Below are 24,191 nucleotides of genomic sequence, written 5' to 3'. Positions count from 1 at the left end.
GCTAATCCTCATCTATCATCGCTAAAATCGATTCCAGCCAAGAAACGTAATTTTTCTCTCGCTCCAGCGCTTTCGTCAGCACGAGATAGTGGCCGAAGTCCGGTGAAGTAAATGATATCGGATCCGCTGAAACCATAAGCTTTTCATAGCTTTCCTGCAAATCAGACAGCTTGGCTTTGCGTTTTCGCAGCTGGTCTGTGAACAAATCAGAAGCCTCCTGCCGCGATAGGGAAGAAATGAAATAAGCCTTCAGCATAAATTCATCCTTCACCGTCTCCGGTATCGGCTGATGGCGGATCAGCCACTCATGCAGCTCCTGCTTTCCGCTGTCTGTCAGGGTGTACATCTTTTTCTCCAGCTTCGTGCCTTGAATCGTTGTGCGGAACGTGATAAACCCTTCATCCGTCAGCTTTTTGAGCTCAGGATAAATCTGGCTGTGCTTGGCGCTCCAAAATTGGCCGAGCTCCTCTTTAAAATAACTCGTAATATCATAGCCGCTCAATTCGCCTTTTCGCAAAAGCCCTAATATGGCGTATTTCAATACTCTCATGCTATCCTCCGTGTCTATGGCTGTTTCACAAAAATAGATGAGCCAGCGCTCACCTGTGATCCTAACTGCCTATTCCCCTTATTATAGAAAAGGGAGGAAGGGAACACAACCCGGTCCATTTCTTCTTATTTTATTATAAAAGGAATTTTGTTCGAAAAAGATTAAAAATATTGGAACGGTAACAATATAAATAATAAATTTTAACAACCATTTACCAGATCATCAGTTTACAAAAAAGTTAGGCTGTTTTTTGGTAATCGGTTAATAGAAGTTATCTTACGTAGTATCAAAAATGAAGGTTGATTAAGAGTATTTTAAAACGGGTTTAAGTGTTGTTATATATGTTTAAAAGAGAAAGCAAACTCGAACAAAGGTGTATCTTTTTAATGAGTATGAGTACAAGAGATAACGCTTTTTTGGTTTTATTTACAAATTAGAACGTATGTTCTATAATGAGAGTGGCAGTTAATCAAGTTCATGAATAGCTAAATATGTAAAAATATTGTACCATTATGAATATAATTCGAATTCAATAATTTTTATAATGGTACGGAGGGTACAGATGCTCAGAACACCTTATGGTACATATAATGGTGATAGTTGGGAAGAACACTGCCAAGCTTTTTTGAAAATGAAGTATGAAACAGATGGTTATCAAGAGATGACTGCACATACACATGGTGACTTAGGAATAGAAGGTTTCACTAGAACGGGAATAGTCTTTCAATGCTATTGTCCTGATGAAGAATATGATTCTATTAAACTATACAGTCATCAAAGGGATAAAGTTACAAAAGACCTAAATAAATTAAAAAAATACAAACAACAATTGTTAAAGTTCTTTCAAGGAGTAAAAATCAAAAAGTGGATTTTTCTTACTCCGAAAATTATAAATAAAGATCTGATAAGACATTGCCATGAAAAAGCAGTTGAGTACAGAAATGATAAAACCATGTTGGATTTATTGGATCATTCCTTTGATGTTTTAGCGCATGATGAAAGCTATTATGGGAAGGAGATCATCCAAGCAAAACAGATTCTAAATGAAAAGATAAATATTGATGTACCAATACCTGATGCTGAAGAGATTATTAACTGGAAGCAATGTCAAACAAGCTCAATTGGGGTGTTAGACAGAAAAATCGGAAATCTTTTTAGTCAATTGGATGAGCCGACTAAAGTCGCTAAAACAAATAAATACATTGATTTACAAGTGCGCAATTATATTAAGGGACAAGAAATCCTTAATCATATGAAGCTAACTTATAGTTCAGCATATGAGAAACAAGTTAAGATTAAAAGTTCCATTGCTAGTCATTTGGAGGCTGAGGTGTTGCTAACGGATTTAAGTCCTAAAGAGCTATTGAAAGACACATTAGATAAGTATAAGTTAGCTCTCCAAGGAGAGCAGTTTCATGATATTTTTGAATACTCAGTGTACAACGATTTGTGCCACGAGGCGATAGCAAGCTGGTTAATAGACTGCCCGTTGGATTTTGGAGGGTGAAAAATGGATTTGCCATTTGAGGAAATTAAAGAAATAAGGTTTGTAAGAAAAAAAGTGCCTATCTCACCTGAACTGCGACCAATGTATAGGATATCACAAATTATTTTAATCTTACATCTTTCGTCAACAAAGCAAACTGCATCACTATTAAAATTACAGTTATTTAATTGGGGATTACAAAATCAGGGTCGCTGTGAAAGATTGTTGAAGCTAAAGAAAACAAGTAATTTTCCCATTATTCGCTTTGACCCCTTTTTGAATCGAGCCTTAAATTACGGAATGGCAATGGGATTATTTTCATTTAATGACCGTACTGGTAAATTCTCTTTAACTCAAAAAGGGGAAGTTCTCGCAGAAAAGCTATTAGAGGAAAATGTATTTCTAGAAGAGAAAAAGTTTTTGGGAAAAATAAAGAAGAGTCTATCTGATTCTTATATATTGCGATTATTTAAAGAGAGGTACCCCTCATGAATAGAATAAAATTGGATAACCTAAAAATAACTATTGATACTGTAGATGGAGTCTTTGGTACTGAAATACCTTTTAAAGATGGATTTAATATATTAAGAGCAAGAAATACTAAAGGAAAAAGTTCTACTCTAAATTCAATACTTTACGCGTTAGGTATTGAAGAGATATTGGGTGGGAGAAATGCGAAAACGATGAAGCCCGTGTTAAAAGACAAACTGTTATATAAGGAAAAAGAAATTCTTATCCTAGAGTCAAAAGTGCAGCTAGAGATTTCTAATCAAAGAGGCGATATCATTACATTGACCAGGTGGATTAAATCTTCGAGTATCAATGAGAAATTAATTAGAGTTCACTTTGGACCTCAACTTTCAAAAGAAGGCAAAGTGAATTTCAAAGATTTTTATGTCCATATGAAGGGAGCAGCGTCTGAAAATTCTGGATTTCACGCTTTTTTATCTAACTTTTTAGATTGGAAATTACCAGAGGTTCCAACTTTCGAGGGAGGGGACAGAGTTTTATACATTCAGACACTTTTTCCTTTGTTCTTTGTAGAGCAGGTAAAAGGCTGGAACAGTTTTTATTCTCCGATTTCAGGAAGTTTTGGAATAAGAGATATATCAAAGCGAGCATTCGAATTTTTATTAAATATGGATATTACAAAAAACACTAAGGAACGAGAAGAATTAAAAATTCTTAGAGCATTGCTTATGAATAAGTGGTCTAATTTAAAACAAGATTTAGAAGATTTAGCAGTCAGTGTTCACGCAGAAATTCCTAGTCTACCAGAAAAGCCAACGCTTTTGGACGAGTTAACACTGAATGTTTATGATAATAATAAACTAATTTCTATTTTTGATCGTATATTCCAATTAGAGAGTTCAATAAAGGATAAAGAGAACTTTCGTGTTGAAAAAATATCAAATGTAACATCAGAATACGAAAAGAAAGTAAAAGAACAAGATCTTTTAGTATTACAATTGCAAGATGAAATTAACTCATTAAGACAGGATTTGCATTTGGAGAAAAATAACATACAGACTATGGATGAGAACTTGAAACATTTAGATGTAGATTTAAAACGAAATCAAGAAGCTGAGAAGCTATATAAACTTGGATCAGATATAGATACGAGCTTTTCTCAAGGTATTTGCCCAACGTGTAATCAATATGTCGAGGACTCGCTATTGCCGCCAGAAACAAATATCCAGCCGTTAGATTTATCAGACAATATTACTTTTATAAAAGAGCAAATTAATACACTGAAATTCGGTATCAAACAATCACAAAGAATTATAAAAAATAAACAATCCAAACTAGCTGTGATTACGGAACATCTGGAAAATGCCAGAAGAGAGTTAAGATTATATAAATCAGAATTGAATGAAAACCCACAAATACCAACCAAAAAGGAATTGGATAAATTAGTTGAGTTAAAAATTCTCTTAAGCAAATTTTATGAAGCGAGTAATTCTTTTGAAAAAATCGAAAAACGTTTTGAATTAATAAAGGAAGAGTGGAGGGATTACTCAGTTAGACGAAAAGCTTTACCGCAAGATTACTTTTCAGAATTGGATAAGAAAAAACTTATATACTTTGAAAAACAGTTCCTAACTTTATTAGATGCCTTTAATTTTTCTAGTATTAACACGAATGAAATCTCCGTATCATATGATAAATTCACTCCAATTGTCAGTGGTTTTGATATCAAGTTTGATTCCTCAGCAAGCGATAATATTCGTTTAATTTGGTCTTATGTGATTGCCATTTACAAAACTAGTAAGGAGTTTCATGGAAATCATCCAGGACTAGTGGTATTTGATGAACCTGGCCAGCAGCAAATGGATGTGAAAAGCCAAAAACAACTGTTTGAAGTATTATCAAATACAAAGGGACAAGCAATTATAGGTTCATCCCTAGAACCCGAAGAAATAAATGAAATGACTAAAAACTTGACTCTTAATGTTATTGATTTGGGTGAGGAATATATTATTAAACCTCTAAAGTGAACATTGAAGAATAATTTATTGAACAAAAATAAGCGTTTAATTTAATGTTAGGTTAAACGCTTATAAAATGGTTAAAAGAAAATTAAATGTAATTTAAAAGGAATTAAAGGGGTTAGCGTAAAATTCTTTTGCTCCACTTATTATTAAACCTCCTCGTAACAAAAGCACTACATTTTTTTTGGATTGGATACCCTTTAAAATGTAAATTACTAGATTAAGAAATATTGAAATACTACTAAGCTTCAAATGCACCCCATAACAGCCCATCGGTACGGGAGAAATAACTGATGAAGGTATCAAAAAAGTCAGAGCTTTTTATGCGCTGAGTCAATAATGCATACGCCAATTTATGACATCAGCCACTTTTTCAAATAGAGCAGACATGTTAAGGTACAACCAACGATTTCTAAAAATTTGAAATAAAAGGAGCGCTGTTATGCAAATTAAAGAAATTTTTATGATCCGTTGCATTTCGTGCTTATGTGTTGTCCTGCTCCATATCATTTCAATGGTCCTGATGCTCCAGGCAGAAGCTCTCGCAAATATTTCTCACACTATAGATTCTTTCCGCACACTCCTGATGTTCAGCACGCCTGCTTTCATTTTCATCTCTGAATTTTTGCTGGCCCGTTCTTATCCTGATGGGGTGCCGACCGGTTTTTTAAAGAAGCGGGGAAAAGTGATTTTCGTTCCTTTTTTATTTATCGCGTCTATTGATGCACTGTTGATGACCAGTGCGATGGGAGGAGAGGTGACCTTTCTCGCGTTTGTGCAAAAATACCTGGCGAACGTATTGTTAGGAAACTTTATCGGATACTTTATTCTCGTTATCTTTCAATTTTACATTCTGCATATAATTTTTCACGAGTATTTGAAAAAAGCATCGCCGAAATGGGTGCTGTCCATCTCATTTGTCGTGACAGCCGCTTATTTAAGCTATTTCTCAGCAGTCAGCCCGGCTCCTGCTTCTGAAGAGGGAGGGGCGTTTCCGTTCTTCTGGGTTCCGTTCACAGGCTGGCTTTTCTACTTTTGTCTGGCCTACTATTGCGGATCAGAGTACAAGCGCTTTTTAGCGCTGCTGAACCAATACCGCTGGGTGATATACGGCGCCGCGCTAGCTTCTGCTGCGCTGGTTGTCACTGTTTCTTATGGCGGAGAAACCGGCATGATCAGTTCGAAACGGCCTGATATCATGCTGTATTCGACTAGCATGATTTTCCTGTGCTTTCACTTGTTTTCTAACATGAAGCATGTGCCGAAAATCGTGATGTTTATCAGCAACTATTCCTTTTCGATTTATCTGCTTCATGCTTATTTTATGATCATAGGCTACGTTTTGCTTTTAAATATGCCCGGGATTCCCGCCGTACCGGCTGTTCTTCTGTTGTTTGCCGTGTGCACAGCCGGCCCGATTCTGACCTCATGGGCACTGAATAAATTCAAATACGGTTATTTATTTGTGGGGAAGGTCTATCAGCCAAAACAGAAGAAAGCCACATTAGAAGTGCGTGATCACGCAGGGTGAAAACAAGCGGCAGGAGAGAGGTTCCTGCCGCATTTCTTTATTTCTCATCTACTTGCAGTACCGTTTTTAAATACAGTTTTGCAGATTCAGCAAGTCCAGATACATCGGCCTTTTCTTCATCGAAATATAGCGCGTTCTGGATGATGCCGTCATTCATATTGAGGAAAAATTTCGCGATCGTCGAGAGAGGCTGCAGAGGCTGAAATTCCCCCTGATCGATTCCTTTTTGCAATAGCTTTGAAAACCTTGCCACAAAAAGATCATACCGCTTTTCCAAATACTTCCGCCGTTCTTCATTGCGCCAAGCCGTCACTAAATATTCAAACTGCACCGGCGCCAGTGTATCCGCTGCATCACGCAGGCCTTCAGCCAGTTCATCCAAATAGCGGGAGATGGCGGCCCAAACACTTCGGTGTTCAGCTGAGTCATCAAGCTTTCGGAGCCCTTCATTTAGCCCTGCTTCAATGATTCGCCGAAACATCTCCTCGGTGCTTGAAAAATAAAGATAGACACCGCCTCGGCTGAAACCTGACTCTTCCACAACGTCTTTCATTGTCGTTAATTCGAATCCTTTTCGTTTAAAAACGGTTTTGGCAGCCTCTAAAATCTCGGCCTGCCGTTTATCCTTGTGCTCCTTTGTTACTTTCGGTGACAAGATATCGCCTGCTTTCTGCAATTTTCTTACCTACAAGTGTAATCAACCCAACCATGATCAGCAAGCAGCCGCAGACAAGAAATGCAAGTGATACACCGATCCATTCCGCCAGTACACCCCCGCCCGCCATGCCGAGGATGGAGGCGAGGGTCGTCGCGCTCTGAATGGCGCCAAACACCCTGCCGCTGTAATCGACAGGCACTGTTGTCTGCACGAGAATTTGAAATGGAATATGGACAAGACCGAAAGCCGCTCCCATGATGAAAAAAGCGAAAATAAAAAGAGCGATGCCGGCTATTCCCATTCCGCTCAGAAATGGCACGCCTCCAGTTGCTAGCCCAAGCAGAAAGGTCCCAGCTGAGAAATAAAGAAAATAAGAGGTGATTCGCCGTCTGCCGGCAATTGCCGCCGTAAGGAGCATGCCGGCTCCGCTGACGGCCATGCACCAGCCTGCAAGCTCAGGCGGAGCGCCTGAAAAAGAACGGATAAGAATGATCGCCTGCGAATCACCAATCTGCAAAACAAAGAGAACGACGCAAGCTGTGAGCAAGCCTGTTAAAAGAAGCGGCACCCGTTTCATAAACTGAAGGCCTTCTTTTATAGAAGCGAGTGCCGATGTTTTTTCTTGAGGTGTATGGGCTTTTGGTAAAAAAGCATCTTTGGGGAGAAAAAACAAAATAACAGCGGATAGAAGAAAGGCGCCGGCGTTGATATAGAAAACAGAATGAATAGAGACTGTGCCGATCAGCATGCCGCCGAGGGCAGGACCGAAAATTTTAGAGCTGTTATCAATGATGCTGCTGACGGAAACGGCCTGCTGAATGTGCGCTTCTGGAGCCAATTCCTTAAGCTTCCCGTTTTTAGCAGGTGTAAAAAGTGAAGAAAAACAGCTCTGGAGGCTTAGCAATACGTAAAGCTGCCAAAGCTCACTGACATAAACGCAGCCGATAACGGTGAGGGCACGGCCGATTTCAGATAGAAACATGATCGTTTTTCTGTCAAAGCGGTCGGCAAGCAAACCCGATACCGGACCGAGTACAATGACAGGCAAAGCGAAGGACATCATCAAAAATGACATATCTAACGGTGAAGCGTGAAGCTGAAAAGCGGCTAACGTTAGCACGGCCAAAATGTGAAGCCAGTCTCCAAGTGAAGAAATGGTTTGCGAGGCTAACAGTGTCATCAGCCCTTTTTGATTGCGAAACAACGGTTTTTCCATGATTCATCCTCCTGTTCAATAAAAATGACACTAGTGTCGTTTTTATTGTATGAGAAATAATCGCAAGATACAATCTTTTTCTTGTAAAATAAAGGAGAAGATTGAACAGAAGGGAGAACATACATGACAACAGCCAATCTAAGCTATCCAATAGGAGAATACCAGCCGAGGGAATCGGTATCGAAGGAGCAAAAAGCTGTATGGATTCAAGCTCTTGAAAAAGTGCCGGCCAAACTGAAGAAAGCCGTTGAAGGCATGACGGACAGCCAGCTTGACACACCGTACCGAGACGGGGGATGGACCGTTCGGCAAGTTATTCATCATCTGGCTGACAGTCATATGAACAGCTATATTCGATTTAAGCTGAGCTTGACGGAAGAGACACCGGCCATCCGTCCATATGATGAAAAAGCGTGGTCGGAGCTAAAGGACTCGAAAACAGCAGATCCAAGCGGTTCACTCGCACTTTTGCAGGCGCTTCACGGGCGATGGGCGGCTCTTCTTCGCACCCTGACGGATCAGCAATTTCAATGTGGTTTTTATCACCCCGACACAAAAGAGGTCATGACCCTGGAGAACGCGCTCGGGCTGTATGTCTGGCACTCACATCATCATATCGCTCATATTACGGAGCTTTCCAAACGGATGGGGTGGTCTTAACGCTTTTGCCGGCGGAAAGCCGGAAGAGTGATAGCAGCAATCACCAGCAGTGAAATCACAGCAGCGGCGGCATATAAATGGTCATAGCCGCTCGCGACACTCGCATGAATGGCGTCGCTTATCGCGGTTTTGACTTCAGGCACGGGAATCCGTTCGATTTGTTCTTGGAAAGAAGAAACGTCAGAACTGTCGATCTCCGGAATCATCTGCATCGCCTTTTCTGAATGTCCGCTGTCCGATAAGCGGCTGCTGATTTCATCATCTATTTGGTCAAACCCGGCTGTGATAAAACCTGCATAAAGAGTAGGCGCCAATGTCAGTCCGATTTGCCTCACCAATGAAAGCGTGCCAAGCGCTGTGCCTTTATTCGTTTTCGCCGCCTCTGATACAAGGACGTTCAGCGGGGCGCCTAACAGAAAGCCAAAACCGATGCCTGCCGCCACACTAGCGATTACAAACTCCCATTTCTCCGTCACCCAAAGCGGAAATAAAGCAAATCCCGCACATGAAATGATGCCCGAAAGAATTACGGTTTTCACCGGACCTTTTTTGTCGGTGAGCGCTCCGCCGAGCCAAGCGCCGATTCCTGAAGCTAACGCAAGCGGTGTCATCCAATAGCCTGCTTTTGCAGCAGGGACACCCAAATACTGCTCAACATATGACGGGATAAAAATGACCGCCGCCAAGAGTCCGCCAGATAACAAACCGATAATAAGCGTGCGCTGAAACATGTGGTTGCGCAGCAGAGAATACGCCAAAATCGGATCGCCCCCGCGCATTTCAACCCGCCTTTCAAACAAGATAAGCCCTGCAAAACAAAGAATGCCAAAACCAATACATCCATAAACCTCTAGATCTCCCAAGCTGTTTAAGAGATTTGCCCCGTCAAGATTCGTCATGCCGTACATCACAGCTAAAATCGACAGGGAAAGAAGGAAAATTCCGGCCGTATCGAGGCGTTTAGCCTCAGGCGCTTTTGTTTCCGCGATAAAACATGCACCGAAAACAACCAATAGCACTGCAATCGGCAAATTAATCAAAAACAGCCAATGCCAAGACCCGGTCCAATCAAGCAGAAAGCTTCCAATATTCGGCCCGAGCACAGCAGCCATCCCGTTCATTGCGCCAAGCAGCCCAAGCGCCTTCCCCTGCTTTTCCTTTGGAAGGGTAGTGAGAATGTGCGAGCTGCCGATAATGAAAATCCCGCCGCCCCCAAGCGCCTGAATCAGCCGAGAGATCAGAAAGAGAGGGAAGCTTTGGCTCAAAGCAACAAGCAAAGAACCAAGTCCGAACAGGCAAACCTCAATGAGAAAGAGTTTCTTTCTGCCATAGCGGTCTGAAAGCTTTCCGACGATCGGCACACTGACGCTAAGACCGAGTGTATAGAGGGTAATGCCCCATGATCCCCAGGAAGGAGAAACGGCGAACGACTCGTTTATCGTTGTTAAAGCAGCCGAAATAATTCCGTTATCCAGTGCAGCCATAAACACACCAATCGTAAACAGGCTGATCGCCCACTTTTGGCTTTTCTGCTTTGTCAATGCTTCAGACAAATTCATCAACCCCTTTTTAATTCACTTTGAATATATTATTCATTTTAAGTGAACTAAATGTCAAATAAAAAAAGCCTGCTTCCGCGGTTTGCGGAGGACAGACTTAAAGATTTATTCTTTTTTCACTTTCTCCAACGCTTTTGAAAGGATAGAAAGCCCTTCGGAAACCGCCTGCTTTTCTTCAGGAGACAGCAGCTCCAATGAACGCTTTAATTTCAGATGGCCCTTTTCATATAGACCCCGAAAAATATTTTTTGCATTCTCCGTCAACTGAACAACCACTGAACGGCGGTCCTCTTCAGAATGTGATCGTTTGACAAACCCTGATTTCTCAAGACGGTCAAGCAGCCCTGTTGTATTGGACAGGGAAGCCCCCATTTTTTCAGCAATGTCGCTTACTTTCAGTGTTCCATGGTTGTTTAATAGCATCAGCACTTTCATTTGCGGCATGCTCATATCCAGCTTCATCCACTCGGACACGTCACCGAGCCCGGCAGAGGTTAAGACTTTCATATAAAGCACCCATATTTCCCGTTCCTCAGATGACAGAATGTTTTCGTTTAATACCGTTGTATCGTGTAAATTATATTCCATTTCATCACTTCCTCATCATTCGCTCCTCTTACCATATTACTCGATTTTCACTCCCGAAAGAAAGTGAGCAGAAACCGCAAGCGGGACTTTGTCCGAAAAATAACGGTAGTGTATAATGAGTTGGAGATTATTAGGGGGAGAAGAGTGAACTAGAATATGATTGGAGAGACCATTGCTGATTAAAAAGAATGCTTTATCAATTTTAAAAATTGTTTTTCCTATTGCGGTTTTACTATTTGTTATTTATCAATCGAAAAAAGAACTGACAAATCTATCATTCAAACGCACGCTTATGGTCATCAACGGGCTGGAACGTACGGACTTATTCATCCTTGTATTGATCGGCTTGCTGGCTGTTGCGGCCATGTCGCTGTATGATTACGTCCTGAAATACTCACTGCGCCTTTCGATCACAAACGGAAAGGTATTCAGGGTTTCCTGGATCGCCAATTCATTTAATAACGTGCTCGGGTTCGGCGGTTTAGCCGGAGTCGGGTTAAGAATGATGTTTTATAAAGAGCATACGAAAGACCATAAGGCGCTCGTAAAAGGAATCGCCTGGCTTACATCCTCAATGCTTCTCGGGTTATCTGTTTTCAGCATTTTCGTCGCCGCACGAGTGCTGCCAGTGGATGAAGTGATTCATGAAAAGCCTTGGCTGTGGGCGGTCATTATCGGTTTCGCGCTGTTATTGCCGCTATCACTAGCGGTTTCTAAAATAAAAGGCCGTAAAGCCGGAGACGAAGAAAATGCGGACAAAGTGAAAAATCCGATTTTCGCTTATATCGGCGCTTCCGTTGCCGAATGGCTAATGGCTGGAGGCGTCATCTATCTGTCTTTGTTCGCCATGGGCATTCATGCTGATATCCGGTATGTGTTCGGGGTATTCGTCATTGCGGCGATCGGAGGGATGATCAGTCTCGTGCCGGGTGGCTTCGGCTCATTTGACCTTTTGTTTTTGCTCGGGATGGAGCAGCTTGGCTATCATCAGGAGGCCATTGTGACATCTATTCTCTTGTACAGGATCGTCTATTCATTTATCCCATTCGGTCTGGGATTGTTCTTTGCTGCCGGCGACCTGACCGAAAACACAATGAGACGGCTCGAAACGAATCCGCGCATCGCACCGGCAATTGAGACGACAAACGTTTTGCTTGTCGTCCAGCGGGCGATATTACTGAGAATTTTGCAGGGCTCGCTTTCCCTTATTGTGTTTGTTGCCGGGCTGATTGTCCTGGCTTCAGTATCTTTGCCGATTGACAGGCTGACGGTTATTCCGCACATTCCGCGCCCGGCCCTTTTGCTGTTCAACGGCCTGTCCTTAAGCTCAGCGCTTATATTGCTGATTTTGCCGATCGAGCTTTATAAACGGACAAAACGCTCCTATACGATGGCGATTACAGCGCTTGTCGGCGGCTTTGTGTTCAGCTTCTTAAAAGGACTCAACATCAGTGCGATATTCGTACTGCCGGTGATTATTGTATTGCTTGTGCTATTGAAAAAACAATTTGTTCGAGAACAGGCATCCTATACGCTCGGACAAATGATTTTCGCTGCAGCGCTTTTCACTGTGGCGCTCTTTAACTATAACGTCATTGCAGGTTTCATTTGGGAACATATGAAGAAGGTGATGCGCCACGAATATTTCGTCCACAGCACCTCGCATATTACATATGCAACCATCATGGCGATCATCATTGTGCCGCTGTTCTTCATTTTATTTACAGTGGTGTATCATAAAAAGACAAAACCAATCGGGGAAAAAGCTGATCCCGATCGCCTTGCTTTATTTTTAAATCAAAATGGCGGGAACGCGCTGAGCCACCTAGGCTATCTTGGAGATAAGCGGTTTTATTTTTCAAGTGATGGGAATGCACTGCTTCTGTTTGGGAAAATCGCTAGAAGGCTGGTCGTGCTCGGCGATCCGTCAGGCCGCAGAGAATCGTTCCCGCTCGTACTGGAAGAATTTCTGAACGAAGCGCATCAGAAAGGATTCAGTGTTCTGTTCTATCAAATTGAACGAGAGGACATGGCGCTGTATCACGATTTCGGCTATAACTTCTTTAAACTGGGCGAGGAAGCCTATGTGGATTTAAATACATTTACCTTGACCGGGAAGAAAAAAGCCGGTCTTCGGGCAATCAATAACCGCTTTGAGCGGGAGGGATATACCTTCCATATCGATCATCCCCCATTTTCTGATGCGTTTTTGGAGGAACTGAAACAAATCTCGGATGAATGGCTCGGCTCGAAAAAGGAGAAGGGGTTCTCGCTCGGATTTTTTGATCCTTCATATTTACAGAAAGCGCCGATCGCCTACATGAAAAATGCAGAAGGAGAGATCGTTGCCTTCGCAAATGTCATGCCGATGTATCAGGAAGGGGAAATCTCAGTCGATCTGATGCGCTACCGCGATGACGCCCCGAACGGCATTATGGACGCATTGTTCATCCGTATGTTTTTATGGGCGAAGGAGGAAGGCTGCACGTCGTTTAACATGGGAATGGCGCCCTTGGCCAATGTCGGCACCGCCTTTACATCCTTCTGGTCAGAAAGATTTGCCGCTGTCATTTTTAATAATGTCAGATACATGTACAGCTTCAGCGGGCTTAGGGCCTTTAAAGAAAAATACAAACCGGAGTGGCGTGGCAAATACTTGGCGTACCGGAAAAACAGATCCCTTTCTGTCACCATGTTCCTCGTCACGCGGCTGATCGGTAAAAGCAAAAAAGACTCCGTCTAACCAGACGGAGTCCTTTTTTATTTCGCCTTTAAGAAATAGGTTTCAATATCATCAAGCAGATAGTTTGCCGCTTTAATTCCGCCTGCGGTTGTCCATACGACGTCATCGACTTCATGGGCGTTACCTGACTTCACGGCCTTCAGGTTTTTCCATAGTGAACTGCTCGTCCACTGACTGGCCCATTTTTCATTTTCTTTTGCGTTATCGGCTTTATACGTGAAATAAAACAGCACATCGGCATCCATATCAGGAATGGACTCTTTACTGTCTGTTGAGAACGTAAATTGATCTTTCTGTTTCTTAAACAGCTCCACCTGTTTTTCAGGGCGTTTGAATCCAAGCTGGTCTAAAATAATTCCAGAAAATGAATCGGTATAATAAATTCTTGACTCGCCGGATAAAAAGCGTACGACAGAAACTGTTTTATTTGTCTGATCGCCAAGCTTTTCTTTTAAATCGGCAGCGCGTTTATCAAAATCGGCAATGACTTCCTTGCCTTTGTCCGCCTTATTCACCGCGTTGGCGTATAGAGTCAGGTTTTCCTTCCAGTTCCCAGCCAAAGATTCGGCGAAAACGGTCGGCGCAATCGCATTTAACTGATCATAAATTTTTTCCTGGCGCACTTTGTTTCCAATAATCAAATCAGGCTTTAATTCTGCGATGGCTTCCACATTCGGTTCCGTTTCAAGACCGACGTTTTTAACACCTTTCATGTCATCTTTCAGATAGTCATACCACGGGTCGCCCTTCCATGACTTTACGGCTCCGACCGGCTTAATGCCAAGCGCTAAGAGCGCCTCTGTTCCTTCATTTGTTAAAACAACAATCCGTTTTGGATTGGCGGGAATGTTGTCTGATGTCCCCATTGCATGTTTGACCGTTCTTGTTTTGCTGCTTGCCCCCTCGCTGTTGCTTGAACTTTCTGAACCATTACAGGCAGAAAGTACCATAACGGCCATTAAAATTACGAATAGCATGCTGATATGCTTTTTCATCTTTTTCCTCCCAATATTGAAATTCATTATCATTTAGATCATAATAAGCAGTGTTAAGAGTGTCAATCCCTAATTGAGGATTATTCTCAAAAACAAACATGACATAGTAAATAACTAGGAGAATTAGATCATGATCTGCAAAAAGGCATCTTCAAAATGGATTGTGTTAGTATGTCTGATTTTCATTTTACTGGCGGCTGTCTGCGCAAGCGTCGTCTACGGCTATACAGGGACGTCATGGGGACAGGTCTATCAGGCGTTTACTTCTTTCAACGGTACAAATGAACATGTCATCATCAAAGACGTCAGACTCCCGCGTGCAGTGGTTGCCACAGTTGTCGGCGCCTCGCTTGCAGCCGCAGGCGTTCTCATGCAGGCGCTCACAAAAAATCCGCTCGCGTCACCGGGGATTTTCGGAGTTAACGCAGGTGCCGGCTTTTTTATTGTTGCCGGATCGTTTTTTCTGCATATTCAATCACCTCAGGCGCTAGTATGGAGCTCTTTTCTCGGTGCAACATTTACCGCTGCGATCGTCTATGCCGCAGGCTCGCTTGGAAGGGAAGGGCTGACGCCAATCAAATTGACGCTGGCGGGGGCTGCCATGGCGGCCATGTTTTCTTCTCTGACACAAGGCTTGCTTTCTGTCAATGAACTCGAGCTCGCTCAGGTGCTTTTTTGGCTGACCGGCTCTGTGCAGGGCAGGAGTCTGGATCTGCTGATGACAATGCTTCCATATGCAGCCGCAGCGCTTGTGATCAGCTTTTTTCTTGGCCAGAAAATGAATCTCCTCGTTATGGGAGAAGATGTGGCAAAAGGACTCGGCCAAAAAACGGGCCTGCTGAAATTTGTGATGGCGCTTTGTGTTGTCTTACTTGCCGGATCTGCTGTGGCCATTGCCGGGCCGATTTCCTTTATCGGCATCATTATTCCGCATTTTGCGCGGTTTATCGTCGGCAATGATTATCGCTGGATTCTGCCGTTTTCCGCTGTTTTGGGTGCGGTTTTGCTTGTTGCCGCGGATATCGGGGCCCGATATATCATTATGCCTCAGGAAGTTCCTGTCGGGGTCATGACAGCCATCATCGGTATGCCTGTGTTTGTATACATCGCAAGAAGGGGGGCAAAACTATGAAACTTCGTTTTGGCGTTACCGCGGCTGAAAAGAAAGCATGGACCGTCTTTTTCGTTTTACTGGGATTAACAGCGGCTGTACTGATCATTAGCGCTGGTCTCGGACAAAGGTTTATTCCTCCCTGGGATGTGGCAAAAACATTTTTTGGTGCAGGCTCCAAGCTGGATGAACTGATGATCATGTCATTCCGCCTGCCAAGAATTTTAACCGCTATATGCGCCGGCGTTTGCTTGGCGGCGGCAGGCGCGATATTGCAGGGGCTCGTCAGAAACCCTCTCGCATCTCCGGATATTATCGGAATAACGGGGGGAGCGGCGGTAGCAGTCGTGCTTGTGATGATGTTCTTTTCAGACCGCAGCAGTTCACTTACGATCAGTCTGTCATGGCTTCCGGCGGCTGCATTTATCGGTGCCTCAGCTGTTGGGCTCATCGTCTATTTACTGGCATACAAAAATGGCGCCTCCACATTTCGGCTGGTGCTTATCGGGATCGGATTTTCAATGTCGGCACAGGCGCTGACCACCCTGCTGATGATCAAAGGCCCAATTTACCGAGCATCACAAGCCAATGTGTATATCACTGGATCAGTTTATGGATCAAACTGGCAGCATGTAAAAATAGCTATTATCTTATCTGTCATTCTCATTTTTATTTGTTTTATCGCGCTGAAAAATATGAATATACAGGTGCTGGGCGAAGATATTGCGGCGGGTGCGGGAAGCGCTGTGCAGCGCAATCGTTTTTTCTTGCTTCTTTTGAGCACGGCTCTTACGGGTTGTGCGGTTTCGGTTGCCGGCACAATCGGTTTTGTCGGGCTGATGGCGCCCCATATTGCAAGACGCCTCGTCGGCTCGTCTTATGGGGCGCTGCTCCCGGCGTCGGCACTCATCGGGGCGTTGCTCGTCCTAACAGCTGACATCGTCGGCAGAACCTTATTTGCTCCGGTGGAAGTGCCAGCCGGCGTTTTTACAGCCGCTATCGGCGCCCCTTATTTTATTTATTTGCTCTATAAAACGAGAAACGCTTGATGGCTAAACCCATTTTCAAAAGAAAATGGGTTTTTTTGATAATGACTGAAAATTCATAATGTTTTTTGCTATACTGACAGAGACATTGATAAAGAAAGGGCGGCAGACAAGTGAAAGAAATAGAGGTATTAAAATATGAAGCATTTACAAGCAGTCCCGGCAAAGGAAATCCCGCCGGCGTTGTATTGGAGGGAGACCATTACACTGACGAAGAGATGCAGATCATAGCTGAGCGTGCCGGATATTCAGAAACCTCCTTTATCCGGAAAAGCGAGCCGGCTGATCTTGAACTCCGTTACTTTACCCCTGGACACGAAATGAATTTGTGCGGCCATGCAACAGTTGCTTCTCTTTACGCACTATGTGAAAAAGGAATGCTGGATAGCGGTAAAACGTACAGTATCCAGACAAAAGCCGGTATCCTGCCTGTGAAGACTTCTGAAAAAGAAGGCCGCATTCATATCACGCTTGAACAGGCATCTCCGCAATTCAAACCATTTACAGGAAATCGGGAAAAACTTGCGGGCGCGCTAGGAATCTCTGAAGAAGATTTTCATGAAGACCTTCCGATTGTGTTTGGCAGCACTGGCATATGGACAGCCATCGTTCCGCTTAAATCATTAGAGGCCTCCAAAAAAATGGTGCCTGATAACAAAGAATTTCCGGAAGTATTAGTTGATCTGCCAAACGCTTCAGTCCACCCGTTTACCTTTGAAACCGTTCATCCCGACAGCGACCTGCACGGGCGCCACTTTTCATCCCCGTATTCGGGAACGATAGAAGATCCCGTGACGGGCACGGCATCCGGCGTGATGGGGGCTTATATGAAACAGTACGGCAATGCCGGGCAGCGAGAATTTATTATTGAACAAGGGCAGGAAATAGGAAAAGACGGGAAAGTGGAAATCGAAATGAACGAAGACGGCGGCCATGTGAAAGTGAATATGACAGGAACGGCTGTTTACTCAGAAACCCGTATTCTAAAAATCTAATACGGATGATGGTTTACAAAAAGATGCACTATCCGTTATCATTATGAATGATAATCATTTTCAATTGCTTAGGAAGGTGAGACGGTATGCCTCAAACCGAACAGATACATCAACATTCAGCACTGCGGGACATCATACGCAGCAGAAGATCGATTCGAAAATTTAAACAAGAGCCAGTACCTTCAGCAGATATTCTTGACATGCTTGAAACGGCGAAATATGCGCCAAATCACAGAGTGACAGAGCCATGGAGATTTATTTACGTTTCTAGTGAGACGGGAAAAGCAAACCTGATCAACACATTTGCAGCATTCTCTAAGAAATCTAAGCCGGATATAACAGAGGAAAAGCTTCAAAATTTCAAAAACACACTTGGACGCGTACCGGGATTTCTGCTCGTCGTGTTTCAAGAAGATGAAAACGAAAGAGCGCGAGACGATGATTTTGCGGCAACCAGCTCATTGATTCAAAACCTTCAGCTTCTTGCTTGGGAAAAAGGAATCGGCATGGTTTGGAAAAGCGGAAAAATCCTTTACGACAAAGAGGTGCATCAGGCCTTTGGTTTACAGGATGATGAACGATTCGCCGCTATCATACAAACGGGCTATCCTGACGAAGCGCCGGAAGTGAAAAAGCGCACGCCGATCCGTGAACGGTTCACCGACATGTAAAAAACCCCCTGTCTCAAACGGAGACAAGGGGTTTTTCGTTAACGAGTTTTCTTTTTCGCTCTGTTGTCTGCTGCTTTCGCACGCTCTTGCGCTTCGCGGTCATCCGCATCAGCAAGCTCGCTTGAATATTCTTCGTAAACACCGTCAGTTTCCCTTTTTAATGCGTCGGGAACTTGAGGAAGCTTTTGTTTGTTTTTATCACGGTTTTTGTGAATATGATTTCTGCCCATATCAAATTCCCCCTAAAAAGTGATATCAAACAAACATAGTATCTGGCATAAAGGGGCTATGTATTCCTACTTGCGCTTAGCAGCTTTTTCCGCTTTTTTAAATTCGCCTGAATAAAGAACTTCCTGCATTTTTTTCAGGTTAGCGCCTTGCTGATGCTTCTCCCTCTTCTTTTCCATAAAAGGACCTCCTTCAACCATGTTATTCTTAAGGTTGACGCTTCTTTCCGTTTTTATACAGCCTTTCGGACCGTTATCAGCTGTGAGAGTGCCAATTCAAGGTCTGAATATGTAAAACGAAACCCGGAGGTCATTGCTTTTTTAGGCAGGGCACGCTGTCCTTTTACAATCAGAAGACTCATTTCACCCAATGTCTTTGATAAAAAGAATTCCGGGACGGGGAGCCAGTGCGGGCGGTGCTTTACCCGCGCAATCGTTTTTCCGAATTGCTTCATTTCCACAGGGTTTGGCGCGGTGACATTCATGGGTCCTGAGATGCCGGTGTTTTCCATCGCATATCGAATCATCTGAGCCGCGTCCTCGACGTGAATCCATGACAGCCACTGTCTGCCCGTTCCGATCGTTCCGCCGGCCAGAAGCTTATAGGGAAGAACCATGAGCGGGAGAGCGCCTTTTTCCCCAAGCATCACGCCAAATCTCGCATAAACCGTCCGGATGCCCATCGCCTCAATTTTCTGTCCTTCCTTTTCCCACAAATGGGCAGTATGGCTAAGAAAGTCCTCATCTGACGTTGCAGAATCCTCTGTGAAAGTTTTCTCAAGACTTGTGCCGTAAATGCCCACGGCACTCGCTTGGATCAGCGCCTTCGGTTTTTCCTTCTGTTTATGAATAAGCCGTTGCACTTCACGGGTCGCATTAATACGGCTGGAGAGGATTTGCTGCTTCGTTTTTTCTGTCCAGCGGCCAAAAATCGATTGTCCCGCAAGATTTACCCAGACATCAATATGAGGAAGTTCCCGTTCTGGTGCGGCTCCTTCTGTCAGCCATTGAACATATGTCATATTTTTTTGTTCAGTTTCCCTTGCGTTTCTTGATAAAATATAAACATGGTGTCCCTGACGGGTAAGAATGCCTGTCAGATGCTGGCCGAGAAAACCGGTTCCGCCTGTCATTGCGATATTCATAAACATCTCTCCTCATCGTTCTAATAACCATACTTTACCTCATTTTCATAAAAGAAAACGCGTTTCAGGCCTGAGAAGGGAGATTAAGATGCCATTTATTACAAAAATATCAACGCAAAAAAAGAATACGGAACGCTTCAATATTTTTCTCGATGAAAAATACGCCTTTAGCGTGGACGCAGATGTGCTCGTAAAATTTGAGCTCACAAAGGGAAAAGAGCTTGATGACCTTGACATCATAGAGATTCAATACGGTGATGAAGTGAAAAAAGGCTTCAACCGTGCGCTTGACTTTTTATCCTACCGAATGCGGTCAACGAAAGAGGTAGAGGATCACTTAAAGAAAAAAGAAACCTCAGCGCCTGCAATTGCGGAAGTCATTCATAAGCTCAACGACTACAAGTACTTAAATGATCAGGAATTTGCCGCCGCCTATGTCAGCACTCACAAAAAAACGAACGGAAAAGGCCCAGACGTTTTGTTCAGAGAGCTGAGAGCGAAGGGGATCGATGACGATACAATTAAGGATGCGCTGAGTTCCTTTTCCTTTGAAGACCAGACGAGAGAAGCGGTCAAGCATGTTGAAAAGCTTCTCAAAAAAGACAAAAAACTCTCGTCGAAAGAACTCAAACAGCGCGCTCAGATGCAGCTTCAGCGCAAGGGCTTCTCATTTGATGTCATCAGCGCGGCTCTGGAGCAGATTGAATATGAAAATGATGAAGACACAGAGAAAGAAGCGCTGCGCCTTCACGCCGAAAAAGCGCTTAGAAAATACCGCTATGACGGCTCGTATGAAAGCACCATGAAGGTCAAACAATTTTTATTCCGCAAAGGATTCTCACTCGATTTAATCGAGCAATTTCTGCAGGAAGAGGAGTAGCTGAAAAATGGAGAAACGATACAGTCAAATGACACCGCACGAACTCAATACCGAAATCGCATCACTTTCAGAAAAAGCAAGAAAAGCCGAACAGCACGGAATCATCAATGAACTGGCAGTGCTCGAACGGAAAATTACGATGGCAAAAGCATATTTGCTGAACCCGGAAGATTTCTCACCGGGAGAAACGTATCGTGTGGAAGACACTGAGGACGAGTTTACCATCAGTTATTTAAATGGCGTTTTCGCATGGGGATACAGAACCTCGTCTCCTCAGCGAGAAGAAGCGCTACCAATCTCAGTATTGCAAAAAAAGAAGCAAGTGTAACAGGGAGGCTGAATATCAGCCTCTTTTTATTTGCAGCACATTTACACTGAACCTTAAAGAAAAAATCATTGAATCCACTCCAAAAATCTTTTAAGATGAACCTCGTTGTTTTTTAAAATTGAAGGAGGCGATTGACGTTGAGTATCAAAAACCCATCAGTGAAATTTATTATTTTTGTTCTTATGATTTGTACATTCTCAATCGGATACACAGAATACGCCGTGATGGGGATTTTGACGTCGATTGCCAATGACTTTCATATACAGGTTTCATCCGCGGGGCTTCTTGTCACGGCCTATGCGGCAAGCGTCTGTCTGACAGGCCCGCTCGTCACCATCATTTCCGTCAAGCTCCCGAGAAAGCCTGTGCTGCTTGGGCTGATGGCGATTTTTATCCTTTCAAACCTGATGCGCGCGCTGGCACCTAATTTTGCGGTGTTGGCCGTCTCAAGAATTTTATCCGCGTCCATTCACGGCGCTTTCTTTGCGATCGCCATGGTATTTGCCAGTGAAATGGTTCCGCCGGAAAAGCGTGCCGCAGCCGCAGCCTCAATGAACGGCGGACTGACAGTGGCTCTGATGCTTGGTGTTCCCTTCGGCTCTTATCTCGGAGATGTCCTGAATTGGCGAGCAGTATTTTCTATCATTACCGCACTTGGGGGCATTGGATTCTTGGGCCTCATGGCTGCCGTGCCGAACAGAAAACCAAAAGTGATCCCCTTGATTATGAATGAGTGGGGGGTATTTAAAAACAAACAAGTGCTGTATTCCTTCGCGATTACGATTTTAGGCTATTCCGGCGTCTTTATCGCCTACACCTTTATCGAACCCATTTTGAGACATTCAGCCGGATTCAGCACAGTCGGCATTACAGGCGCTCTCTTTGCGTACGGATTGGGAGGCGTTGCGGGGAATTTCTTTGCGGGAAAAGTGCCGCTACCTCTGCTCACTCGGACGATGATCGGTGTGATGATCGGGTTGATCGGTGTCCTGACTGTATTTCCTTACATCGCCATTTACCCGGCCGCAGCCATTGTTGCAACATTCTTATTTGGAGCTTGCGCATTCGGCACACCGCCTCTGCTGCAAACGAAGGTCATTTCCTCTTCTGAGAGCGGCACAACGATTGCCGCCGCTGTCAGCGTGTCGGCGTTTAACCTTGCTAATGCGCTCGGTGCGTGGATCGGCGGGATGATTTTGAGCGGAACAGGTTCTTATTCCTGGCTGTTTGCGGGCGGAGCGCTTATGACCGCATGCGGACTCGTGCTTTCAACCCTTGCCCACTTATCAGAAAAGAAGAGCGTCTATGAGTATCAGGTCAATAAAGGGTGAAAAACAGCTGCAGCGCATGCAGCTGTTCTTCTTTACCGTTTGCCGGAGGCTCTCATTTTTTCTTGAGGATGCTGATTGATTGAACCGTCAGCACGCTTTGAAGCATAGTCGTCCTTTGCTCTCGGTTCACCCTGAAATTTGTTTTCGTTTTCGTAAGGAAATCCTTTTTCTTTATTCCGGACCATGTCATTTCCCCCTAGGTTCGAGATCAAAAAGTTGCGTCTTTCCAGATGAAGACGTAAGGTTAGTATATGGAGAACAGCACGTTTTAAAGCGTCATTTTTTTCCTGAAGAAAGGAGACTGCACACATGAATACGTACATTGAGAAACTGACAAATCTGCTTCTGGAAAAGAACGAGATGATCAGCTATATACAGGCAAAAACATGGGTGGAGTTGTTATGGAGCGACTTCGAAGCAACCTATGCAAAAGCCGGACACGCCTACCAGGGTGAAAAAATGACCGAAAAAATCGTCATACAATGGATCGAAAACTATGGCGGCCAGCTCCACCTTTTCCAAAGCTCCCGTGACAACGTGAATGATTACTTAAACCAAAGCAGAGGCCTTTTGCATTAAAAAACCTGCCGTTATCATCCGGCAGGTTTTTTTATACATTTGTATTCAGTACATCTTTGACCACCATTCTAATTAAAAAACCAAGAAGAGCAGTATAAGTAATCAGCTGCAGATATGATAGAGGAAGCATAGACTGATGAATCAAAACAACCCCTAGAAGTAAAACGACAATCATTACCCAATGAGATATGTAACCGGCAAAATGAGAATTTGATCGAGTTCGCTGGTCATTTTGCAAATGTACTTTTCTCCATAGTTTATTTTTATGGATACGCAGGGCAGAATAGAGTAACCTAGAAGTTCCAATAACTGCTAATATAAGTGTCAACCTTGAAGGTGCATACCAATAAAGGACATATAATAAAATAGGAAGCAGTGCTTGAAAAAATAATCCGGTACGATACGTCATGTTCATATTACCTTTCTCCTTCTATCCAGAATAATTGATCTAATGAGCAGTTCAGCACGGTAGATAATTTAATTGCAGTACCAATTGAAGGTTCATATCTTTGTTTTTCAATCGCGATAATTGTCTGTCTTGTGACTTGGATTTGTTCTGCAAGCTGGTCCTGTGTCCATCCTTTGTCTTTTCTGTATTCTTTTACGCAATTGCGCACCCCGTGCTTCATCTTGATAGATCCTCTCTATATGTAACGTCTACTTTACAAAAATAACGATACAGGAATTAGTACGTAATGTATACCTTACATTTCTTAAAATTACCTTAACAGGATAAAAAAATAAACAATATGTGTTTCACCCGCCTGTCAATCAGGGAATACCACCTATATCTTGGTCAAATTGCGAGGAGGAGCTTTGTATGAAAAAGAAACAAGTAATGCTCGCTTTAACAGCTGCAGCAGGACTGGGTTTTACAGCACTTCACTCCGTGCCCGCAGCAAAAGCTGCGCCCCTTCACAACATATCTGTCAGCATGCCATCATCCGATTCTTACATCATAAAAGCAGGAAAGCTGAATGTCCGGACTGAGCCAAATCATAAAGGCAAAATTCTTGGCACTTTATCATCAGAACAAAAAGTTACAGTCAATAGTTTCGCAAATGCCGATTGGGCTCAAATTCACTTCAAAGGAAAAAAAGCATATATTTCAACACACTTCTTAATGAAAACCGAGAGCCAAGTGAAAACGGCAAAACAGACAGCCTTCTATGCACCGACACCCGAAAACGGAAAAGCCAAACAGCTCTCATCTGGAACAGAGGTAACATTACTCGGATGGGGATTCAGTGAAAACGGCGGATTTGACTTCACCTGGGCATTTGTTGATTACGGCGGAGTCATAGGCTATGTTCAGACAAAGGACTTACAACTACAATAAAAAAGGCAGGCCGTTGCTTGTCTTTTTGCCTGAGTATGAAACATTTCTTCTTTCTGCACGT

The 24,191-nt window shown here is 43.5% G+C and carries 27 protein-coding genes; 15 read left to right on the top strand and 12 right to left on the bottom strand.

What is annotated here, in order from left to right; translation table 11 throughout:
* Position 1 precedes the first annotated feature (1 nt).
* A complete protein-coding gene (locus ACY3LV_RS14660; protein WP_148963648.1) occupies positions 2 to 550 on the bottom strand; it encodes a PadR family transcriptional regulator in 549 nt (182 codons plus the stop codon).
* A 562-nt stretch (positions 551 to 1,112) separates the two neighbouring features.
* On the opposite strand from ACY3LV_RS14660, the gene ACY3LV_RS14655 reads away from it, so the two are divergent.
* The 4 genes from ACY3LV_RS14655 (at position 1,113) to ACY3LV_RS14640 (ending at position 6,059) form a co-directional block, all read left to right on the top strand.
* Positions 1,113 to 2,057, top strand: a complete 945-nt coding sequence (locus ACY3LV_RS14655) for a hypothetical protein (protein WP_394716726.1) — start codon at positions 1,113 to 1,115, stop codon at positions 2,055 to 2,057.
* Positions 2,058 to 2,060: 3 nt separating this feature from the next.
* Positions 2,061 to 2,528 carry a hypothetical protein gene (locus tag ACY3LV_RS14650; RefSeq protein ID WP_464864041.1) on the top strand — a complete coding sequence of 156 codons (468 nt, stop codon included), beginning with the start codon at positions 2,061 to 2,063 and terminating at the stop codon, positions 2,526 to 2,528.
* On the top strand, positions 2,525 to 4,534 hold the full coding sequence (locus ACY3LV_RS14645; RefSeq protein ID WP_464864040.1) for a hypothetical protein: 2,010 nt from the start codon (positions 2,525 to 2,527) through the stop codon (positions 4,532 to 4,534). The genes ACY3LV_RS14650 and ACY3LV_RS14645 overlap by 4 nt, the downstream gene beginning before the upstream one ends.
* Before the next feature lie 436 nt (positions 4,535 to 4,970).
* A complete protein-coding gene (locus tag ACY3LV_RS14640) occupies positions 4,971 to 6,059 on the top strand; it encodes an acyltransferase family protein (protein WP_464864039.1) in 1,089 nt (362 codons plus the stop codon).
* 37 nt (positions 6,060 to 6,096) lie between these two features.
* Here the strand turns inward: ACY3LV_RS14640 and ACY3LV_RS14635 are convergent, their stop codons facing one another.
* Positions 6,097 to 6,714, bottom strand: coding sequence for a TetR family transcriptional regulator (locus ACY3LV_RS14635; RefSeq protein ID WP_333562133.1), 618 nt, complete (start codon positions 6,712 to 6,714; stop codon positions 6,097 to 6,099).
* A complete protein-coding gene (locus ACY3LV_RS14630) occupies positions 6,680 to 7,933 on the bottom strand; it encodes an MFS transporter (RefSeq protein WP_464864038.1) in 1,254 nt (417 codons plus the stop codon). Before ACY3LV_RS14630 ends, ACY3LV_RS14635 begins: the two co-directional genes overlap by 35 nt.
* Before the next feature lie 123 nt (positions 7,934 to 8,056).
* On the opposite strand from ACY3LV_RS14630, the gene bstA reads away from it, so the two are divergent.
* Complete coding sequence (bstA, locus tag ACY3LV_RS14625; RefSeq protein ID WP_333562135.1) at positions 8,057 to 8,593, top strand: bacillithiol transferase BstA; 537 nt, start codon at positions 8,057 to 8,059, stop codon at positions 8,591 to 8,593.
* Here bstA and ACY3LV_RS14620 read toward each other — a convergent pair.
* Positions 8,590 to 10,146 (bottom strand): MFS transporter, encoded by a 1,557-nt coding sequence (locus ACY3LV_RS14620; RefSeq protein ID WP_333562136.1) that lies wholly within the window; start codon positions 10,144 to 10,146, stop codon positions 8,590 to 8,592. The two genes, bstA and ACY3LV_RS14620, sit on opposite strands and share 4 nt — an antisense overlap.
* A gap of 111 nt (positions 10,147 to 10,257) precedes the next feature.
* Entirely contained in the window at positions 10,258 to 10,740 is a 483-nt protein-coding gene (locus ACY3LV_RS14615; RefSeq protein ID WP_289346722.1) for a MarR family transcriptional regulator, read from the bottom strand.
* Between the two features lie 172 nt (positions 10,741 to 10,912).
* On the opposite strand from ACY3LV_RS14615, the gene mprF reads away from it, so the two are divergent.
* Positions 10,913 to 13,483 (top strand): bifunctional lysylphosphatidylglycerol flippase/synthetase MprF, encoded by a 2,571-nt coding sequence (gene mprF / locus ACY3LV_RS14610; protein WP_333562137.1) that lies wholly within the window; start codon positions 10,913 to 10,915, stop codon positions 13,481 to 13,483.
* A 17-nt stretch (positions 13,484 to 13,500) separates the two neighbouring features.
* Here the strand turns inward: mprF and ACY3LV_RS14605 are convergent, their stop codons facing one another.
* The gene (locus tag ACY3LV_RS14605) at positions 13,501 to 14,478 is read right to left on the bottom strand and encodes an iron-siderophore ABC transporter substrate-binding protein (protein ID WP_333562138.1); all 978 of its coding nucleotides are present in this window, start codon (positions 14,476 to 14,478) and stop codon (positions 13,501 to 13,503) included.
* 130 nt (positions 14,479 to 14,608) lie between these two features.
* Between ACY3LV_RS14605 and ACY3LV_RS14600 the strand changes: the two genes are divergently transcribed.
* The 4 genes from ACY3LV_RS14600 to ACY3LV_RS14585 all read left to right on the top strand — a co-directional run bounded on the left by ACY3LV_RS14600 (position 14,609) and on the right by ACY3LV_RS14585 (position 18,301).
* Positions 14,609 to 15,610, top strand: coding sequence for an iron ABC transporter permease (locus ACY3LV_RS14600; RefSeq protein WP_333562139.1), 1,002 nt, complete (start codon positions 14,609 to 14,611; stop codon positions 15,608 to 15,610).
* The gene (locus tag ACY3LV_RS14595) at positions 15,607 to 16,638 is read left to right on the top strand and encodes a FecCD family ABC transporter permease (protein ID WP_148963656.1); all 1,032 of its coding nucleotides are present in this window, start codon (positions 15,607 to 15,609) and stop codon (positions 16,636 to 16,638) included. Before ACY3LV_RS14600 ends, ACY3LV_RS14595 begins: the two co-directional genes overlap by 4 nt.
* 110 nt (positions 16,639 to 16,748) lie before the next feature.
* Complete coding sequence (locus tag ACY3LV_RS14590) at positions 16,749 to 17,630, top strand: PhzF family phenazine biosynthesis isomerase (RefSeq protein ID WP_333562140.1); 882 nt, start codon at positions 16,749 to 16,751, stop codon at positions 17,628 to 17,630.
* 86 nt (positions 17,631 to 17,716) lie between these two features.
* Positions 17,717 to 18,301: a nitroreductase family protein gene (locus tag ACY3LV_RS14585; RefSeq protein WP_464864036.1), complete on the top strand. Its 585-nt coding sequence runs from the start codon at positions 17,717 to 17,719 to the stop codon at positions 18,299 to 18,301.
* A 38-nt stretch (positions 18,302 to 18,339) separates the two neighbouring features.
* Here ACY3LV_RS14585 and ACY3LV_RS14580 read toward each other — a convergent pair whose 3' ends face one another.
* The 3 genes from ACY3LV_RS14580 to ACY3LV_RS14570 all read right to left on the bottom strand — a co-directional run bounded on the left by ACY3LV_RS14580 (position 18,340) and on the right by ACY3LV_RS14570 (position 19,673).
* Entirely contained in the window at positions 18,340 to 18,531 is a 192-nt protein-coding gene (locus tag ACY3LV_RS14580) for a YfhD family protein (RefSeq protein ID WP_148963659.1), read from the bottom strand.
* A 66-nt stretch (positions 18,532 to 18,597) separates the two neighbouring features.
* Positions 18,598 to 18,708, bottom strand: a complete 111-nt coding sequence (locus ACY3LV_RS14575) for a YfhE family protein (RefSeq protein ID WP_003223230.1) — start codon at positions 18,706 to 18,708, stop codon at positions 18,598 to 18,600.
* Positions 18,709 to 18,761: 53 nt separating this feature from the next.
* Entirely contained in the window at positions 18,762 to 19,673 is a 912-nt protein-coding gene (locus ACY3LV_RS14570; protein WP_148963660.1) for a TIGR01777 family oxidoreductase, read from the bottom strand.
* 88 nt (positions 19,674 to 19,761) lie between these two features.
* On the opposite strand from ACY3LV_RS14570, the gene recX reads away from it, so the two are divergent.
* The 3 genes from recX (at position 19,762) to ACY3LV_RS14555 (ending at position 22,212) form a co-directional block, all read left to right on the top strand.
* Positions 19,762 to 20,553: a recombination regulator RecX gene (gene recX / locus ACY3LV_RS14565; protein WP_148963661.1), complete on the top strand. Its 792-nt coding sequence runs from the start codon at positions 19,762 to 19,764 to the stop codon at positions 20,551 to 20,553.
* A 7-nt stretch (positions 20,554 to 20,560) separates the two neighbouring features.
* Entirely contained in the window at positions 20,561 to 20,881 is a 321-nt protein-coding gene (locus ACY3LV_RS14560; RefSeq protein ID WP_333562142.1) for a YfhH family protein, read from the top strand.
* A gap of 137 nt (positions 20,882 to 21,018) precedes the next feature.
* Positions 21,019 to 22,212, top strand: coding sequence for an MFS transporter (locus ACY3LV_RS14555; protein WP_333562143.1), 1,194 nt, complete (start codon positions 21,019 to 21,021; stop codon positions 22,210 to 22,212).
* A 32-nt stretch (positions 22,213 to 22,244) separates the two neighbouring features.
* On the opposite strand, the gene ACY3LV_RS14550 is transcribed toward ACY3LV_RS14555, so the two are convergent.
* Positions 22,245 to 22,397: a small, acid-soluble spore protein K gene (locus ACY3LV_RS14550; RefSeq protein WP_010330867.1), complete on the bottom strand. Its 153-nt coding sequence runs from the start codon at positions 22,395 to 22,397 to the stop codon at positions 22,245 to 22,247.
* Between the two features lie 124 nt (positions 22,398 to 22,521).
* Between ACY3LV_RS14550 and ACY3LV_RS14545 the strand changes: the two genes are divergently transcribed.
* A complete protein-coding gene (locus ACY3LV_RS14545; protein ID WP_087992615.1) occupies positions 22,522 to 22,791 on the top strand; it encodes a YfhJ family protein in 270 nt (89 codons plus the stop codon).
* 31 nt (positions 22,792 to 22,822) lie between these two features.
* Here the strand turns inward: ACY3LV_RS14545 and ACY3LV_RS14540 are convergent, their stop codons facing one another.
* On the bottom strand, positions 22,823 to 23,206 hold the full coding sequence (locus tag ACY3LV_RS14540; RefSeq protein WP_333562144.1) for a hypothetical protein: 384 nt from the start codon (positions 23,204 to 23,206) through the stop codon (positions 22,823 to 22,825).
* A gap of 1 nt (position 23,207) precedes the next feature.
* A complete protein-coding gene (locus tag ACY3LV_RS14535) occupies positions 23,208 to 23,420 on the bottom strand; it encodes a helix-turn-helix transcriptional regulator (protein WP_087992617.1) in 213 nt (70 codons plus the stop codon).
* A 191-nt stretch (positions 23,421 to 23,611) separates the two neighbouring features.
* Here ACY3LV_RS14535 and ACY3LV_RS14530 point away from each other — a divergent pair, with 191 nt between their 5' ends.
* Positions 23,612 to 24,130 carry an SH3 domain-containing protein gene (locus ACY3LV_RS14530; protein WP_333562145.1) on the top strand — a complete coding sequence of 173 codons (519 nt, stop codon included), beginning with the start codon at positions 23,612 to 23,614 and terminating at the stop codon, positions 24,128 to 24,130.
* Positions 24,131 to 24,191: the final 61 nt, after the last annotated feature.

The organism is Bacillus sp. 11C (assembly GCF_055486375.1).
This window is presented reverse-complemented; position numbering and strand designations above follow the sequence as displayed.

Coding starts and splice junctions, on each gene's coding strand:
- ACY3LV_RS14530 (WP_333562145.1), top strand. CDS start 23,612: ATGAAAAAGAAACAAGTAATGCTCGCTTTAACAGCTGCAGCAGGACTG.
- ACY3LV_RS14640 (WP_464864039.1), top strand. CDS start 4,971: ATGCAAATTAAAGAAATTTTTATGATCCGTTGCATTTCGTGCTTATGT.
- recX (WP_148963661.1), top strand. CDS start 19,762: ATGCCATTTATTACAAAAATATCAACGCAAAAAAAGAATACGGAACGC.
- ACY3LV_RS14605 (WP_333562138.1), bottom strand. CDS start 14,478: ATGAAAAAGCATATCAGCATGCTATTCGTAATTTTAATGGCCGTTATG.
- ACY3LV_RS14615 (WP_289346722.1), bottom strand. CDS start 10,740: ATGGAATATAATTTACACGATACAACGGTATTAAACGAAAACATTCTG.
- ACY3LV_RS14580 (WP_148963659.1), bottom strand. CDS start 18,531: ATGGGCAGAAATCATATTCACAAAAACCGTGATAAAAACAAACAAAAG.
- ACY3LV_RS14585 (WP_464864036.1), top strand. CDS start 17,717: ATGCCTCAAACCGAACAGATACATCAACATTCAGCACTGCGGGACATC.
- ACY3LV_RS14550 (WP_010330867.1), bottom strand. CDS start 22,397: ATGGTCCGGAATAAAGAAAAAGGATTTCCTTACGAAAACGAAAACAAA.
- ACY3LV_RS14570 (WP_148963660.1), bottom strand. CDS start 19,673: ATGAATATCGCAATGACAGGCGGAACCGGTTTTCTCGGCCAGCATCTG.
- bstA (WP_333562135.1), top strand. CDS start 8,057: ATGACAACAGCCAATCTAAGCTATCCAATAGGAGAATACCAGCCGAGG.
- ACY3LV_RS14545 (WP_087992615.1), top strand. CDS start 22,522: ATGAATACGTACATTGAGAAACTGACAAATCTGCTTCTGGAAAAGAAC.
- ACY3LV_RS14535 (WP_087992617.1), bottom strand. CDS start 23,420: ATGAAGCACGGGGTGCGCAATTGCGTAAAAGAATACAGAAAAGACAAA.
- ACY3LV_RS14655 (WP_394716726.1), top strand. CDS start 1,113: ATGCTCAGAACACCTTATGGTACATATAATGGTGATAGTTGGGAAGAA.
- ACY3LV_RS14630 (WP_464864038.1), bottom strand. CDS start 7,933: ATGGAAAAACCGTTGTTTCGCAATCAAAAAGGGCTGATGACACTGTTA.
- ACY3LV_RS14600 (WP_333562139.1), top strand. CDS start 14,609: ATGATCTGCAAAAAGGCATCTTCAAAATGGATTGTGTTAGTATGTCTG.
- ACY3LV_RS14660 (WP_148963648.1), bottom strand. CDS start 550: ATGAGAGTATTGAAATACGCCATATTAGGGCTTTTGCGAAAAGGCGAA.
- ACY3LV_RS14540 (WP_333562144.1), bottom strand. CDS start 23,206: ATGAACATGACGTATCGTACCGGATTATTTTTTCAAGCACTGCTTCCT.
- ACY3LV_RS14645 (WP_464864040.1), top strand. CDS start 2,525: ATGAATAGAATAAAATTGGATAACCTAAAAATAACTATTGATACTGTA.
- ACY3LV_RS14650 (WP_464864041.1), top strand. CDS start 2,061: ATGGATTTGCCATTTGAGGAAATTAAAGAAATAAGGTTTGTAAGAAAA.
- ACY3LV_RS14575 (WP_003223230.1), bottom strand. CDS start 18,708: ATGGAAAAGAAGAGGGAGAAGCATCAGCAAGGCGCTAACCTGAAAAAA.
- ACY3LV_RS14595 (WP_148963656.1), top strand. CDS start 15,607: ATGAAACTTCGTTTTGGCGTTACCGCGGCTGAAAAGAAAGCATGGACC.
- ACY3LV_RS14560 (WP_333562142.1), top strand. CDS start 20,561: ATGGAGAAACGATACAGTCAAATGACACCGCACGAACTCAATACCGAA.